Raw genomic sequence first — 16418 nt, 5'->3', positions numbered from 1 at the left:
ATATTGGAAGATAACAAAAACTTAATTCTTGATATTAAGGATCTTGTGATCCATTATGAGACCGATGACGGCGTTGTAGAGGCGGTAAACGGCATCGATATCCAGTTAGAGCACGGAAAAACCTTAGGACTGGTAGGAGAGACCGGATCCGGAAAGACAACAACCGCTCTTTCGATCCTGCGTCTTGTTCCGGACCCGCCGGGAGTTATTAAAAACGGTTCCATCCTTCTTGACGGAAAAGATATCTTAAATATGCCGCAGAAGGAGCTGGAGGCGATCCGTGGAAATACCGTTTCCATGATCTTCCAGGATCCGATGACATCCTTAAACCCGGTGCTCACTGTCGGTGACCAGATCGCCGAGGTTATCAAGCTCCATGATAAGATCAGTGAGAAAGAGGCTGAGCAGAAGGCTGGCGATATGCTGGAAGTCGTGGGTATCCCGAGAGAACGTTTCGGTGAGTATCCGCACCAGTTCTCCGGTGGTATGAAGCAGCGTGTCGTTATCGCTATGGCTCTTGCCTGCAACCCGAAGCTCCTTCTTGCCGATGAGCCGACAACCGCTCTCGATGTGACAATTCAGGCACAGGTTCTCGAGACGATGAAGGATTTAAGAAAGAAATTTGGATCCGCGATGATCATGATCACCCATGATCTGGGAATTATCGCAGAGGTCTGTGATGAGGTCTCCGTTGTATATGCTGGACAGATCGTTGAGCATGGAACTCTGGAAGATATCTTCAACCACACCATGCACCCATACACAGAAGGTCTTTTCGGTTCTCTTCCGAACATTGAGGACCGCAAGGCGAGACTTCAGCCGATTCCGGGCCTGATGCCGGATCCGACAAACCTTCCGAAGGGCTGCCCGTTCTCCCCGAGATGTAAGTACTGCACAGAAGCGTGCAAAAAAGACAGACCGGAAAAGAAGTGGGCGAGCGATACGCACTATGTGCGCTGCGTCCGCTACGAAGAGCCGGGATTTTCCATTGAAAGGAGTGAGCAGTAATGGCAGATACGATCCTTGAAGTAAAACACTTGAAAAAATATTTCAACACTCCAAAGGGACTGCTCCATGCGGTCGATGACGTGAACTTCACTCTGGAACGTGGAAAAACCCTCGGTATCGTAGGTGAGTCCGGATGCGGTAAGTCCACCACAGGACGTTCGATTTTACGTCTCATCGAGCCGACCTCCGGTGAGGTCATCTTCGATGGTGAGGATGTATGTAAAAAGAATAAAAATGAGCTCCGTCTCTTAAGACGTGACATGCAGTTGATCTTCCAGGACCCGTACGCGTCCCTTGACCCGAGAAAGACAGTCAGTGAGATCATTGCTGAGCCGTTAAAGCTCCAGAAGCTTATTACGGACCCGAAAGCCCGTATGGACCGAGTGCGTGAGCTGATGCAGGTCGTAGGTCTTGCAGACCGCCTGATCAATACATACCCGCATGAGCTTGACGGTGGCCGCCGCCAGCGTATCGGTATCGCGAGAGCGCTTGCGATGAAACCGAAGCTGATCGTCTGCGACGAGCCGGTTTCTGCCCTTGACGTATCCATTCAGGCGCAGATCTTAAACCTGATGCAGGATCTTCAGGAACAGATGGGATTAACCTATATCTTTATCACACACGACCTTTCCGTTGTCAACCACTTTGCGGATGATATTGCAGTTATGTATCTTGGACAGCTCATCGAGAAAGCTCCGTCTGAGCTGCTTTTCGATAAGCCGACCCATCCGTATACACAGGCTCTGCTCTCCGCAATTCCGGTACCAAGCCTGAAAAAGAAGAGAGAGCGCATCATCTTAAAGGGCGAGATCACTTCCCCGATCAACCCGAAGCCCGGCTGCCGTTTTGCTGCCCGCTGTCCGTATGCGACAGACCGCTGCAGAAGCGAGGAACCGGTACTCCGCGAGATCGAACCGAATCATTTCGTGGCATGCCATCTGACGGAAGGCAAATAAGGAGACATTCATATGCCCCCGCCGGTATCTGGCGGGGGTATACTGTTTTAAATGATTGTTTGCTCTGCAATCGGAACTGCTGACAGAGCTGACGTGGTTTATGCTGTGCAGGGCTGTGATGGTATCGAACAGATACGTAAGTATATTAAATTTGACAGGGAAATGCTCCTGCGATAAAACTACATATATAAATAGGAAAGAGAGGACCTGGAACCATGAAACAGATCGATATCAGAGACTTTACAAATTATCATTATCCCACGATCTTTACCCCGGCACCGGATGGAAAGCACGCGGTGATGGCGGTGGTGGATGCCAACGAGAAGGACAACTGCTATGAGTCCTGCTTATGGCTCTATGATATGGAGACAAAGAAAACGTCCAGACTGACAAGCGGAAAGAAAGAACGCACATTTATCTGGATGGATTCCGAGACGGTCCTCTTTATTGCGGACCGTGAGAAGGCTTATCAGGAAAAAGCGAAGAATGAGGAAGACTGGACCTGCTTCTATACCTTAAATATCCACGGCGGTGAAGCACAGCTTGCTTTCGCTGTTCCGTATAAGGCAGTGAAGATGAAAAAAGCCGGAAAGAAACTTGTCCTCACGGTGAAATATGATTACAATAAGCCGGATCTCTCCCATATGGAAGAGGGCGAGGAGAAGGAGGCCGCTCTCAAGGCCTGGAAGGAAGAGAAGGACTACGAGGTATTCGACGAGCTTCCGTTCTGGGCGAACGGTCAGGGAATCGTAAACAAGAAGAGAACGAGACTGGCGGTTTACGATCCGGAGAATGGTTCCTGCGAGATCGTGACACCTGATTATGAAAATGTGGAGAATTCCTGGGTAGAGGGAGACGATACGATCCTCTATGTCTCCAGTCTTTATACCGATAAAAAGGACGTATATCAGGGCTTAAAGCAGTACACGATCTCTACTGGCGAGCTCAAGACCCTTGTAGAGCAGAAGGACATGAGCATCGATTACGCGTGCATCCTCAAAGGAAAAGTGACCTTCTTCGGTTCCTATATGAAGGAATACGGGTTCAACGAGAATGACAAACTGTATACAGTAGAGGACGGGAAAGTGGAACTTCTGTCCGATTATGATGACAGTATCCGCAACACGATCTGTTGTGACTGCAAGTTCGCGGACGGAGCTTCTGCGATCCATGATGAAGATAAGATCTACTTTATCGCGACTTTAAGAAAACAGAGCGTGATCCGGACCTTCGACGCTGAGGGTAATATGGAGACGATTCTGGACCGCCAGGGCAGTGTCCACACACTGGCGAAGTCCGGCAATACCGTATACTTTACCGGTATGCGCGATATGGGACTCACCGAGTGCTACGCGTTTGACGGAAACAGGGAGACGAAGCTCACTTCCTTTAACGACGCAGTGATGGCAGAGAGAAGCGTATGCCCGGTAGAGGAGTTTACCTTTACATACAAGGACCTTGAACTGGACGGATATGTGATCAAACCGGCAAACTTTGATCCTGATAAGACGTACCCTGGTATCTTAACGATCCACGGCGGTCCGCGCGCGACCTTCGGTCCGACCTTTTTCCACGAGAGCGAGGTATTCGCAAATGCCGGATATTTCGTATTCTTCACAAACCCGCTTGGAAGTGACGGACGTGGAAATGAGTTCGCGGATATTACAGGAAAGCATGGCGGAATCGACTTTGAATGCTGTATGGCACTCACAGACGAGGTATTGAAGCGCTATCCGCAGGTTGATGAGAAGCACCTGGGTGTTATGGGTGGAAGCTACGGCGGATTTATGACAAACTGGGTGATCGGAAACACCACACGATTCGCGGCGGCCTGCTCCCAGAGAAGTATCTCCAACTGGGTATCCAAGTGCATGACCACCGATATCGGATATTACTTCAATATGGACCAGATCAAGGCGGATCCGTGGAACAGCCCGGAAAAGATGTGGCAGCACTCCCCGTTAAAATACGTTAACATGGCAAAGACTCCGACCCTCTTTATCCAGTCGGACGAAGACTACCGCTGCTGGATGGGCGATGCGATCCAGATGTTCTCCGCGTTAAAATACTTCGGCGTTGAAGCCCGCATGTGCCTCTTCCATGGCGAGAACCATGAACTTTCAAGAAGCGGTAAGCCGAAGCACAGAATCCGCAGAATGACGGAGATGATGGAGTGGTTTGAGAAGTATTTGAAGTAAAGAGAAGGCAGGGCGCGGCAGCACCTGCAGACTGAAGATATAAGAAGTTCCCCGGCTGGCAGCAGAAATGCGGCTGACCGGGGGATTTTTGTGGCAAAATTTCGTCAGTATGCATTTTTCGGTGACAAGCGGTGTAAAGTATGGTACTATACATATAAGCGTGGGTCCTTCTGGCCTATGTGCGGAATTTGATTTTAAAAGGAGATTTTTGCATGCGAAAACGCTTATATGCGATATTTCTTGCGCTGACAGCGGCGATCGGAATTTCCGGCGGAACGGTGTTTGGTGCGGCAAAAACTACCCAGGTAGATACAATCACATTGGAGACACAGACGGCAGATGACGAGGTTGCGGTGGATCTTGGATGGAAGACTCAGCAGGACAAGGGACGCTGGATCGACAAGATGGGAATCGCAGATGATGTGAACAGCCTGGTTCTGATCATAAATAATATAGAAAATGATACTGACACGGTAAAGACAAATACAGGAAATGGTTCCAGCGATAAAGTTGTAAAAGTGAAAAGAAAACAGCTGCCGGGGAATTCGAGAATGCTCTACCTCTCCAGAACGGAAAACGGGGTTTGGCAGGAGAATTTCTCTGTCAACTGTTATATTTCCGGCGCACAGGGAGAAGATTCCGATATTTACGGCGTTTACCGCCTGGAAAGCACCTTTGGAAACGAAAATGATCCGGGAAGTCTCGTCCCGTATCATAAATTGACATCGGACGATTACTGGATCACAGATCCGGAAGCGGATGGATTCGGTGTTATCACCGCAAAGAAGCCGTCTGGCTTGTTGTCGAACCAGTATGTGAATCTGGAGGAGATGCGAGCGTTCTCAAACTTTGGCATGATCCTGAAACCGGAGGAAGGTTCTGAAGGATACCCGGCTCTTGTGGTCAACTGCCAGCAATCCGGCGCAAAGAATAAGTCTTTCTGCGGGATTCAGCTTGCCCAGTCCTATGTGAGAATGCTGATTCAGTCTATGGATTCCGGAACGAGAATCATGATCGCCGGTGAGGTGGAAGAACTGGAAGGAATGTAAAAGTAAAGAGATCCCTGGAATCGCTCACACTGGTGGCGAAATTCCAGGGATCTTTTTGACTATACGCACCTGATGGTTTTGCCTGCAGCAGACATCTCTAAATCTTGCAGGACAGAATACACCTTATTTTGGCGGGAACTGTCCGGCAAGGCGACGGATCATTTCTGCCTTCTTTCTGCCATCCGGCGACAGATTTTCTGTCAGGATGGAAAAGAGCAGATCCCGCTCCTCGCTGGAAAAAACCAGATTGGACTGCCGCATCTTCCGGTGCAGATCTAAAAATAGATTCATTCTTTGAGCTTCTGGGGCTGCGGCCAGTTCATCGGCGAAGGAAGCCAGTAAAGCGATCTTTTTCGCATCCATGTGATGGAGCCGCGGATCTGATTTCCAGGATCTTTCCTGATCATGTTGTTCCATGGGCAGATCCTCCTGGGGCAAAACTCTGCATGACTAACTGCAGGGTTTCGTATTGTGCCTGCATATCCGGGGGAAGAATGGAAAACAGCTGTTCCGGAGTGAGCCCGGAACCGGATCGTCCGCGGCGGCTGGCAAGAAAGCGAGAGATCATATCGATGGTATCCTGTTCCGCCTTATTTGCATATGGGCGGACTGCACTCAGCATATCTTCGACGGATGGGTTCGGGGACTCCAGGGAACATACGCTCATCATCCCGTCATCGTTCTCCCGGAAAAATTCCATGGTGTGCATCATCTCCCTGGCACGGATGAACATGGAGAGAGACCGCTGCCGTCTGATATCCAGATAGGGAAGAGCGGCCTTCATCATCTGTAAGTGATGATCACCTGTGGCATAGTCCAGGTCGGTCAGCTTTAAATCTTTTTCACTCATATTGGGACCTCCTGCATGTGACAATATATGAGAGGACCGGCGGATTCATGCGAAAAATGCACGGAAAAGAGGACAGGGGAATAAAATATAGGGAAAGGGGCTCCAGCCCAGGGAGGAGAAAACGTGGGAAGACTTGTCATAGATGGAAATGCTGTCTACGAGATCGATGAGGAGTGCGAGAGGAGAAAAAAGGAAAACAGACCTCAGAAAGGAGAAAATACAGAGAGAACGAACAGAAAGGGCGGCCGTTAGCCGCCCCGCAGTCTTTTGAGATGCCGGTTCGGTCAGCAGCCGAAACCGCATCCATTTCCCCATCCGCCGCAGCAGCAGAGAAGGAGAATGATCCAGATACAGCTGTTGTCGCAGCCGTTGCCGCATCCGCATCCACCGCCGTTATGTCCGTATCCGCCGCAGCAGCACAGGAGCAGGATGATCCAGATCATGTTGTTGCCGCATCCGCCGCATCCTGATGCCGGAGCATCGCATCCACATCCACAGTTTGTAGCAGCTAAATCACTCATGTTAATTCCTCCGGAATTATCTTTACACTTCCAGTATATGCATCATGGCATGTCAGACTTTCACTCTGAAGATGAAAAATGTTGCAGTTCATTCCCGGCAGAAGCAGTTGCTGAAGGAAAAATTCTATATGGACCGAACGTGAGTGTACTTTTGCTGCTTCATGTGGTATGATGGGAAAGTGAAAAGTCAGCAAAGATACCCGCAGCAATTTTTATAAGAGATGGGAAGAAAGTATGAAAAACACGATGAAGATACGAATGATCGGTGCAGCTGCACTTCTTGGCATTGGAGCTTCTGCGTTTCCGTCACTGGCGGCCGCGAAGATCCAGCAGCTTTCTGTCTATATAAATGGGATCGGACAGTGCCGGCTGGAGCTATCTGAACGCGGACGGCTATGCGGCGACAGGATGGTTTGAAATTGGAGACCAGTGGTACTTTTCAGATGAAAATGGCAGCCTGCTGACCAACACGGTGGCTCCGGACGGATATCGTGTGGACGGCAGCGGCGCCTAGGTACACTAGCAGAAATATAAGAGGAGAAACGAATTATGAAAAAACTATTCTATGATTCCGCATATATCCGCACATTCGAGGCGAAAGTACTTTCCTGCGAAAAAGGGAAAAAGGGATATGAGGTGGCTCTGGACCAGACCGCATTCTATCCGGAAGGCGGCGGACAGCCATATGATACAGGAATTCTTGGCGGAGCGCATGTAACGGCAGTCCATGATGTAAAGGGAGAGATCGTCCACTATACGGATGCGCCGCTTGCGGTCGGTGAGACTGTGACAGGTGAGATCAACTGGGACAGAAGATTCCAGAATATGCAGGGACATTCCGGCGAACATCTTGTGTCCGGGCTGATTCACGCGAAGTATGGGTATGACAATGTGGGATTCCATATGGGGACTGAGGAGATCACCATCGATCTCAATGGCCTGTTAGAGTGGGAAGATCTCATGGAGATTGAGAAGAAGGCAAACAGAATTATCTGGGAGGACCGGGAGATCTATGCGGGATTCCCGTCTGCTGAGGAACTTGCCCATATGGATTACCGGAGCAAAAAAGAACTCACCGGTGCTATTCGTATCGTCAGCATTCCTGGCGGTGATACCTGTGCCTGCTGCGGTACCCATGTGAAGACGACGGGGGAGATCGGACTTGTAAAGTTCCTGACCATGATCCACTACAAGGGCGGCGTGAGAATTTCCCTGCTCTGTGGTGAGGCTGCAGTTATGGATTATGAGAAAAAGAGAGAAGAGCTTCAGAAGATCTCTGTTCTTTTATCCGCAAAGGCTGGAAAGACTGCGGATGCTGTGGAAAAGGTAAAAAATGAGCTGACGATGACGCAGGCAAAGTGCTCGGAGATGTCAAGAAAACTCATGAAGATCTATGCGGATCAGTTAAACGGTGGAAATAGCAAGATCTGCTGGATAGAAGACGGACTCGATATGACGGAACTCCGCCATTTTGTGAATTTCGCGCTGGAAGGTAAGAAGGGGGGGATTGTCCTCGCTCTGTCAGAAAGTGTGAATGGGGGATTCTCTTATGTTCTGGGGAGCCAGAGCGAGGATATGCGCGCTCTCTCGAAGGAATTAAATGGGGAACTCTCCGGGAGAGGCGGGGGCAGCAGCCAGATGGCACAGGGAACTTTCTTCGCAAGGAAGGAAGAATTGCTCTCCAGTCTGGCCGCCAGAGGGTTTGTTATGGCCGACTAGCGGCGGGCTAAACCTGCCGCTGCCTTTTGGCGCGGTGGGGACAGCTTTATTGTGATCTGCTTAGCAGCCCTGAACCATGTACTGGATCAGGCGCTTGGAATCTTCATCGTTGTGAGTGGTGAGGCTTAACTCCTTGATACTGCCGTTAGAAAATACGGTAGCCATTGAGAAGTACTGGCTGAGCTTGGATTTTAAGTTTACGCTTCCGCCCTCCGGAAGACTTAACTCAACAGCGCCGTCACACTGGTTGATGACTTTGAAAAATGTATCAAGATTGGAAATGTTTCTCATTTTTAATTTCATAATTCGTTACCTCCTTAAAAGGTGATTGTAACTGGCTGTAACTTCTTAGTGCCATTGCCTGTGAAAGCTGTCTCCGACAGTTCTCCGGGCGGATACATGGCAGCTGTTACGAATCCTGTTTTCATTCCAGTTACGCTTGTTTTGCTTTGTCACTTCGTTTTTCTTTTAACGATTTGAATTCTACCAGATGGGTAAGGAAAAAACAATCGACGGAATAGATAAAATTTTAACAATCTAAACTGGATTTTTATGGAATTTATGGGAAAGATCTGGCGGAGGCAGGGCGGACTGTCGAAAATGTACCAAAAACTGGGAAAGGATCGAAAAAAATGGCATATTTTCCATTGTTTGTGGACCTTGAGGGGCGGCAAGTGCTTGTAGTCGGCGGCGGAAAGATCGCGATGAGGAGGGTGCGGACGCTTTTGGAGTTCGGGTGCGAGATCACTGTTGTATCTCCGGAAGTATGTGAGGAACTGCGGGAAAAGGTTCTCTGGAAGAAAAAACGATATGATGAGACGGACCTTGAAAGTCTGGGAAATGTGGGAGAAGCTTCTCGATTTGTATTTGTTCTTGCAGCAGCAGCCCCGGAGGTAAATGAAAAGATAGTCTGTGACTGCCGCAAAAAAAAGATCCCGGTAAACAATGCGTCAAACCGGGATCAATGTGATTTTTATTTTCCGGGAATCGCGAAAGACGGCGATACGGTTGTCGGAATAACTTCCGGCGGGGGAGATCATAGGCTGGCGGCGAAGATCTCTGTGGCGGTACGGCAAATATTGAGAACAATAGCTGTTTAGCTTCTGCCCACTCCAGCCATGAACATAGAAAGTTTGATATCATCCAGGTAAAGCGCCGAAACCCGAAGCCCACCGCGGCCGGAACCGATCTCGATATCGGGTTTTGCGGCACCGTGAAAGTCAGAGCCGCCAGTGAGGGCGAGGGAGTATTTTTTTGCGAGTTTGCGGAGCTTTCCGCTCTCATCCTGATTATTGGAAGAGTGGAAACACTCGAGACCGCGGAGACCATGGTCAGTGAGCATGGAGACGAGTTCCTCCGTGCCGGCCCAGCCGAGCTTATACTGGAGCGGATGGGCGAGAACCGGGAAACCGCCGGAGCCGAGAAGTGTCGCGAGAACTTCCTCCGGGGTGATAAGTTCCCTGGAGCGGTAATATGGGCGGTCCGGGTTTAAATATTTTTTAAAAGCCTGGTCAACGGAAGTTACATATCCGTTCTTTAAGAGCGCTCTCGCAAAATGAGCACGGGTGATGACGGTTCCGGGATTTCCGCAGAGGAGATCTTCCTCAGTGATCTCAAATCCATCCTTATTAAATGCGGCCAACATTTCCATATTGCGGTCATAGCGTTTTCTGGACGCTTCCTTTAGAAAGGAGAGCAGCTTCGGATCCTTATGATCAATGTAGAGCCCCAGGATATGGATCTCTTTTCCTTTATAGATACAAGAGACCTCAATTCCCGGGATGACCTCCATGTCAAGATCTTTTGCGGCTTCAAGGGCCTCGTCGATTCCTGCGACGGTATCATGGTCCGTGAGGGCCATTGCGGTGAGACCGAGATCGTTGGCGCGGTTTACGACCTCCGTGGGAGTTAAGGAGCCGTCGGAGGCGGTGGAGTGTATGTGAAGATCTATTAATTTCATAATAAATATCCTTTCCGAAATAATTTCCAACTGTTACCTAGTTTAACATATTTGAGACAAAATTGTGAATAAAATTTAAGATTTCTGTTATTCCATTTTCTATAAATTATGCTATACTAGTACCTGCATATCTGCACCCTTGAAATACTGAACTGACGGAGCAGAGAACATCAATGGTTTAAGATAAAAGGTGAGAAGAAATGAGTGACACATACAGAAACAGCAGAGCGGGCGGAAGACGTTCCCGCCAGTCAAGCAGCGCGGACCGCATCATGGCAGTCCAGAATGCGAGAAGCCGGGGAACCGGATCCAGAAGAGGAGGTTCCGGAAGACGGCGCGGAAGACGCCAGGGACCGGATATGGCAAAGATCGTACTGATCGTGACCGGAGTACTGATCTTACTGATCTGTGCGGCAGTGGGCTTCCAGAGCTGCGCGCGGTCCGAAGACGATAAAACCAGCGTGGAAAGTGAATCGGAGACAGAGACGACAGAGCCTGAGACAGAGATGGCAGCGGAGATCACTGTGAACGGAGTCCAGGTCCATGGTCTGACAAAAACAGAGGCGATCAAGAAGGTCCTGGAAGATATGGGCTGGGAGATGAAGGTCTCCTTCGGCGATGAGACCGCGGATCTCCCGAACCTGATGGAAGCGAATGTGGACGCTGTAATCGAAAAAGCATTTGCGAAGAAGGAATCCGGGGATTATACCGTGGAGACTGACGGTCTCGATGACGCGGTTCAGGTGGAAGTAAAAGCGCTTGCCGCAAAATGGGATGTGGAGCCGAAGAATGGATCGATCTCTACTTATGATAAGGCATCCGATAAATTCACATTTGCCGGTGCCCAGACCGGAAAGAAGATCGATCAGGAGAAACTCACATCCGATATTCTCTCTGCTATGAAGGCGGGAGAGTACAATAAGACGATCACGGCGACAGCAGACGAGGTCCAGCCGGAGATCACGGAGGCCCAGGCGCGGGAAAATTTTAAGCGCATCGGAACCTACACGACAAAGACAACGACAAACAAGGACAGAAATGAGAATATCCGTCTTGCCTGCGCGGCGATCAACGGAACGATCATTAAGCCTGGCGAGGAATTCTCCTTCAATAAGATGACGGGAAACCGTACAACGGAAAAAGGTTACAAACCGGCGGGCGCCTACTCAAACGGCGTTGTGGTACAGGAACCGGGCGGCGGTGTCTGCCAGGTGTCCTCGACTCTTTACAATGCGGTCGTATTCGCAGGTCTCAAGACCACTGAGCGCCATGCCCATACCTACGAGCCGTCCTATGTAACTCCCGGTGAGGATGCAATGGTCAGCTACGACGGCTATGCCGGTCCGGATCTGCGGTTTGTAAACAACTCAAAGACTGCAGTGGGAATCAAGGCGGCATACTCCAACCAGACACTGACGGTATCCATCTACGGAAATCCGATTCTGGAGGACGGCGTGACTGTTTCCATGCATTCTGAGAAGATTAAGGAGCTGGATCCGCCGACACCGACCTACGTCGAGGATCCAACACTGGAGCCGGGTGTAGAGGTCGTTGCGAAAGCGGCAACTCCGGGCAGCAGATGGCAGACAAAGCTGATCACGAAGAAGAACGGACAGGTTGTGAGCGATGTGCTTCTCCACAACAGCACCTACACCGGAAAGGCGGCGACCATCAAGCGCAACACTTCCGGTACTGTGGCAGCGACAGAATCTGCATCTGCCGATGCATCGGCTGCGTCCTCTGAGGCAGCGGGAGAGACAACGGCAGCAGCACCTGCAGAGACAACAGCGGCGGCGACGACGGCACTGGAGACAACAGCTGCGCCGACAACGGCAGTGCCATCCCCGGGCGAGAATTATGGTCCAGGATATGTGGACGAGGCCACGACGGCGGCTGCGGCGGAGACGAACCAGGCACCATCTGACATGGGGCTGATTTCTCCGAATGGGCAGTAAGAGACAGAAGAGGATTTCACTTGCCGGTAAGAGACCGAGTCTGTCACATGGAACGGATTATCCGTGGCTGAAAAAACTGGTCAGCTGAGTGCATGGAAAATTAAATCCTTACTTTATATAAAAAAGTGGTGAACAGGAATAAAATACATTTCCTGGATCGCCACTTTTTATTTAAAGGAAATACATATCAAAATGAAAGGTCTTTATTGATGTATTGGTTTGTCAAAGCTAACTTGGAGCCGAAATATTAGTTTCTTAGAACTAACCAAATAACTATTCTCACAATGCGGATAATATTCCATAATGTGGAAAGATGGTGCGGAAATTTTAATATTGTTTATGATTTGGTACATGATTCCAGCGTTTTTGATTTGCATTTTAGGGAAAAATTGCTATAATAATCTATAGATGTTCTGTGTATGCAGGACACAAGCTAGTTAAATAAATATTTACATATTTATACACTTTATAGGAGGAAATCAACTATGGCAAGAAAAATGAAAACCATGGATGGTAACCATGCAGCCGCTCATGCTTCCTATGCATTTACGGATGTAGCAGCCATCTACCCGATTACCCCTTCTTCTCCGATGGCGGAAGCTACCGATGAATGGGCAACCGATGGAAGAACAAACATGTTCGGACAGCCGGTACAGATTACTGAGATGCAGTCCGAGGCAGGTGCTGCCGGTGCCGTACATGGCTCCCTTGCAGCAGGTGCATTAACAACAACTTATACAGCTTCTCAGGGTCTTCTTCTTATGATCCCGGATCTCTATAAGATCGCTGGTGAGCAGCTTCCGGGCGTATTCAACGTATCCGCTCGTTGTGTAGCAACTCACGCTTTAAATATCTTCGGTGACCACTCCGACGTTTATGCCTGTCGTCAGACCGGATGCGCAATGCTCTGCGAATCCAGCGTGCAGGAAGTTATGGATTTAACACCGGTTGCACACCTTGCAGCATTAAAGGGTAAAGTTCCGTTCATCAACTTCTTTGACGGTTTCCGTACTTCCCACGAGATCCAGAAGATCGAGACATGGGATTACGAAGATTTAAAAGAAATGGCTGATATGGACGCCATTGATGCATTCCGTAAGAACGCTCTGAACCCGAACCATCCGGTACAGAGAGGTTCCGCTCAGAACCCGGATATCTTCTTCCAGGCAAGAGAAGCATGTAACCCGTACTACGATGCTCTTCCGGCAATCGTACAGGAGTACATGGATAAAGTAAACGCTAAGATCGGCACAGATTACAAGCTGTTCAACTACTACGGAGCTGCTGACGCTGAGCACGTTATCATCGCTATGGGTTCCGTAAACGATACAATCGAGGAGACAATCGACTACCTTGCAAAACAGGGCAAGAAGGTCGGCGTTGTCAAAGTTCGTCTGTACAGACCGTTCTGCACAGAAGCCCTGATCGAGGCAATTCCGGATACTGTTAAGCAGATCTCTGTACTCGACAGAACAAAAGAGCCGGGTTCCATCGGCGAGCCGTTATACCTTGATGTTGTTGCAGCATTAAAGGGCTCCAAGTTCGATAAGGTTCCGGTATTCACAGGCCGTTATGGTCTTGGTTCCAAGGATACAACACCGGCACAGATCGTTGCTGTATACGAGAACACAGAGAAGAAGAGATTCACAATCGGTATCAACGATGATGTGACATACCTTTCCTTACAGTTAGGCGCTCCGCTTGTTACAACTCCGGAAGGAACTACAAACTGTAAGTTCTGGGGTCTTGGCGCAGACGGTACTGTAGGTGCTAATAAGAACTCCATCAAGATCATCGGTGACAACACAGACATGTACGCTCAGGCTTACTTCGATTATGACTCCAAGAAGTCCGGCGGTGTTACAATGTCCCACTTACGTTTCGGACATACTCCGATCAAGTCCACATACCTGATCCACAAAGCAAACTTCGTTGCATGCCACAACCCGGCATACATCCGCAAGTACAACATGGTTCAGGAGCTTGTTGACGGCGGTACATTCCTTCTCAACTGCCCGTGGGATGCTGAGGGTCTTGAGAAACACTTACCGGGACAGGTTAAGAAGTTCATCGCTGATCACAACATCAAATTCTACACCATCGACGGTGTTAAACTTGGTATCGAGACAGGTATGGGTCCGACCCGTATCAACACGATCCTTCAGTCTGCATTCTTTGAGTTAACAAAGATCATCCCGGCTGATAAGGCTAACGAGCTTATGAAAGCAGCTGCAAAGGCTACTTACGGTCGTAAGGGTGAGGACGTTGTTATGAAGAACTGGGCAGCGATCGACGCCGGCGCTAAGGGACTTGTAGAAGTTCAGGTTCCGGAGAGCTGGAAGAACTGCGCAGACGAAGGCCTTGACATGGTTCACGCTACAGAGGGCCGCGAGGATGTTATCAATTTCGTTAACAACATCCAGGCTGCTGTAAACGCTCAGGAAGGTAACAACCTCCCGGTATCCGCATTCAAGGATTATGTTGACGGTACAACTCCGTCCGGTTCCGCTGCATACGAGAAACGTGGTATCGCAGTTAACGTACCGGTTTGGAATCCGGACAACTGTATCCAGTGTAACTTCTGTTCCTATGTCTGCCCGCACGCAGTTATCCGTCCGGTAGCTATGACAGAGGAAGAGGCTGCTAAGGCACCGGCTGGCACAAAGACCATTCCGATGACTGGTATGCCGGAGTACAAGTTCGCTATGACAATTTCCGCTCTTGACTGTACCGGATGTGGTTCCTGTGCGAACGTATGCCCGGGCAAGAAGGGTGAGAAGGCTCTTACAATGGTTCCGCTTGAAGGAAACGCTGCAGAGCAGGAAGTATTCAACTACGGCCAGACACTTGACGTCAAACAGGATGTAATCGATAAATTCAAAGAGACAACTGTAAAGGGCAGCCAGTTCAAACAGCCGCTCCTTGAGTTCTCCGGCGCATGTGCTGGTTGTGGTGAGCCGCCGTACGCAAAACTGATCACACAGTTATTCGGTGACAGAATGTACATCGCAAACGCAACAGGATGTACTTCTATCTGGGGTAACTCTTCACCGTCCACACCTTACACAGCAAACAAGGCAGGCAAAGGACCGGCTTGGTCTAACTCCCTGTTCGAGGATAACGCTGAGTTCGGTTATGGTATGTTACTCGCTCAGCAGGCAATCCGCGATGGCTTAAAGGCTAAAGTTGAGGAAGTTGCTGCAAACGAGAACGCAACAGCAGAAGTAAAAGCTGCATGCCAGGAGTGGTTAGACACATTCAGCGTTGGCGCTACAAACGGTGCTGCAACTGACAAACTCGTAGCTGCTCTTGAGAACGTTGACTGCCCGACATGCAAGGACATCGTCAAGAACAAAGATTTCCTGGCTAAGAAGTCCCAGTGGATCTTCGGTGGTGACGGTTGGGCTTACGATATCGGATTCAACGGCGTTGACCACGTACTTGCAAGCGGCAAGGATATCAACATCATGGTATTCAACACTGAGGTTTACTCCAACACAGGCGGACAGTCCTCCAAGGCTACTCCGACAGGTGCTGTTGCTCAGTTCGCTGCAGGCGGTAAAGAAGTTAAGCAGAAAGACCTTGCTGCAATCGCTATGAGCTATGGCTATGTATACGTTGCACAGATCTCCATGGGTGCTGATATGAACCAGACCATCAAGGCAATCGCTGAGGCTGAGGCATATCCGGGACCGTCCCTGATCATTGCATACGCTCCGTGTATCAACCATGGTATCAAGAAGGGTATGGCAAAGGCTCAGACAGAGGAGAAGCTTGCTGTTCAGTCCGGTTACTGGAATCTCTTCAGATTCAACCCGGCAGCTGAGGGCAAGAAGTTCAGCCTTGACTGCAAGCCGGCTACCGTTGACTACCAGGAGTTCATCAAGGGTGAGGTTCGTTACACATCTCTCGCACTTAAGAACCCGGCAAGAGCTGAGAAGCTGTTTGCTAAGGCAGAGCAGAACGCTAAGGATAAGTACGCTTACCTTGAGAAGTTAGTTACACTCTACGATGAGAAATAATTAACAGAATCATGAAAGACCCCGGAACAGCTTCGGCTGTGGCCGGGGTCTTTTTGCGCGGTGGTGTGCCCGGAAGAAATTGCCGGTGGGCAGTTGGTGAAAATTTGTGCATGTACGAGACTGTACTGTATCGTAAGAATTCCGTAAGAGAAAAGACCTGTGATGTTCATTGACATTACG

General features: G+C 49.5%; 15 protein-coding genes. 10 read left to right on the top strand and 5 right to left on the bottom strand.

The features are described 5' to 3' along the window. The first annotated feature begins 3 nt into the window (after positions 1-3). The 4 genes from DWY93_RS04560 (at position 4) to DWY93_RS04545 (ending at position 5211) form a co-directional block, all read left to right on the top strand. Positions 4-1008, top strand: a complete 1005-nt coding sequence (locus DWY93_RS04560; protein ID WP_117469695.1) for an ABC transporter ATP-binding protein — start codon at positions 4-6, stop codon at positions 1006-1008. Then, the gene (locus tag DWY93_RS04555) at positions 1008-1964 is read left to right on the top strand and encodes an oligopeptide/dipeptide ABC transporter ATP-binding protein (protein ID WP_117469694.1); all 957 of its coding nucleotides are present in this window, start codon (positions 1008-1010) and stop codon (positions 1962-1964) included. The genes DWY93_RS04560 and DWY93_RS04555 overlap by 1 nt, the downstream gene beginning before the upstream one ends. A 215-nt stretch (positions 1965-2179) precedes the next feature. Next, positions 2180-4162 carry a S9 family peptidase gene (locus DWY93_RS04550; RefSeq protein ID WP_117469693.1) on the top strand — a complete coding sequence of 661 codons (1983 nt, stop codon included), beginning with the start codon at positions 2180-2182 and terminating at the stop codon, positions 4160-4162. Positions 4163-4374: 212 nt separating this feature from the next. Continuing rightward, positions 4375-5211 (top strand): hypothetical protein, encoded by an 837-nt coding sequence (locus DWY93_RS04545; protein ID WP_117469692.1) that lies wholly within the window; start codon positions 4375-4377, stop codon positions 5209-5211. Positions 5212-5334: 123 nt separating this feature from the next. Here DWY93_RS04545 and DWY93_RS04540 read toward each other — a convergent pair whose 3' ends face one another. Together DWY93_RS04540 and DWY93_RS04535 are read right to left on the bottom strand one after the other, a co-directional pair. Then, positions 5335-5628, bottom strand: coding sequence for a hypothetical protein (locus DWY93_RS04540; protein ID WP_117469691.1), 294 nt, complete (start codon positions 5626-5628; stop codon positions 5335-5337). After that, entirely contained in the window at positions 5615-6061 is a 447-nt protein-coding gene (locus DWY93_RS04535) for a hypothetical protein (protein ID WP_015554644.1), read from the bottom strand. The genes DWY93_RS04540 and DWY93_RS04535 overlap by 14 nt, the downstream gene beginning before the upstream one ends. A 123-nt stretch (positions 6062-6184) precedes the next feature. Between DWY93_RS04535 and DWY93_RS17780 the strand changes: the two genes are divergently transcribed. Further along, the gene (locus DWY93_RS17780) at positions 6185-6313 is read left to right on the top strand and encodes a hypothetical protein (RefSeq protein ID WP_278286469.1); all 129 of its coding nucleotides are present in this window, start codon (positions 6185-6187) and stop codon (positions 6311-6313) included. Between the two features lie 32 nt (positions 6314-6345). Here DWY93_RS17780 and DWY93_RS04530 read toward each other — a convergent pair whose 3' ends face one another. Next, positions 6346-6582 (bottom strand): chorion class high-cysteine HCB protein 13, encoded by a 237-nt coding sequence (locus DWY93_RS04530; RefSeq protein ID WP_117469690.1) that lies wholly within the window; start codon positions 6580-6582, stop codon positions 6346-6348. 234 nt (positions 6583-6816) lie between these two features. Between DWY93_RS04530 and DWY93_RS17085 the strand changes: the two genes are divergently transcribed. Beyond that, positions 6817-6999, top strand: coding sequence for a hypothetical protein (locus DWY93_RS17085; RefSeq protein ID WP_181968489.1), 183 nt, complete (start codon positions 6817-6819; stop codon positions 6997-6999). Positions 7000-7131: 132 nt separating this feature from the next. After that, positions 7132-8301: an alanyl-tRNA editing protein gene (locus DWY93_RS04520; protein ID WP_015554642.1), complete on the top strand. Its 1170-nt coding sequence runs from the start codon at positions 7132-7134 to the stop codon at positions 8299-8301. A 60-nt stretch (positions 8302-8361) separates the two neighbouring features. Here the strand turns inward: DWY93_RS04520 and DWY93_RS04515 are convergent, their stop codons facing one another. Next, a complete protein-coding gene (locus DWY93_RS04515) occupies positions 8362-8604 on the bottom strand; it encodes a hypothetical protein (protein ID WP_015554641.1) in 243 nt (80 codons plus the stop codon). 329 nt (positions 8605-8933) lie between these two features. Between DWY93_RS04515 and DWY93_RS04510 the strand changes: the two genes are divergently transcribed. Further along, positions 8934-9401 carry a bifunctional precorrin-2 dehydrogenase/sirohydrochlorin ferrochelatase gene (locus DWY93_RS04510; RefSeq protein ID WP_117469688.1) on the top strand — a complete coding sequence of 156 codons (468 nt, stop codon included), beginning with the start codon at positions 8934-8936 and terminating at the stop codon, positions 9399-9401. Here the strand turns inward: DWY93_RS04510 and DWY93_RS04505 are convergent. Next, positions 9398-10261: a PHP domain-containing protein gene (locus tag DWY93_RS04505; RefSeq protein ID WP_117469687.1), complete on the bottom strand. Its 864-nt coding sequence runs from the start codon at positions 10259-10261 to the stop codon at positions 9398-9400. The genes DWY93_RS04510 and DWY93_RS04505 overlap by 4 nt on opposite strands. Before the next feature lie 200 nt (positions 10262-10461). On the opposite strand from DWY93_RS04505, the gene DWY93_RS04500 reads away from it, so the two are divergent. Together DWY93_RS04500 and nifJ are read left to right on the top strand one after the other, a co-directional pair. Beyond that, positions 10462-12216, top strand: coding sequence for a VanW family protein (locus tag DWY93_RS04500; RefSeq protein ID WP_117469686.1), 1755 nt, complete (start codon positions 10462-10464; stop codon positions 12214-12216). A gap of 485 nt (positions 12217-12701) precedes the next feature. Further along, entirely contained in the window at positions 12702-16238 is a 3537-nt protein-coding gene (gene nifJ / locus DWY93_RS04495) for a pyruvate:ferredoxin (flavodoxin) oxidoreductase (protein WP_117469685.1), read from the top strand. Positions 16239-16418: the final 180 nt, after the last annotated feature.

Source organism: Clostridium sp. AF28-12 (assembly GCF_003435225.1).
GTDB lineage: Bacteria > Bacillota > Clostridia > Lachnospirales > Lachnospiraceae > Pilosibacter > Pilosibacter fragilis.
Note: the sequence above shows the minus strand (reverse complement) of the source record. Positions and strands in the feature narration are given on the sequence as shown.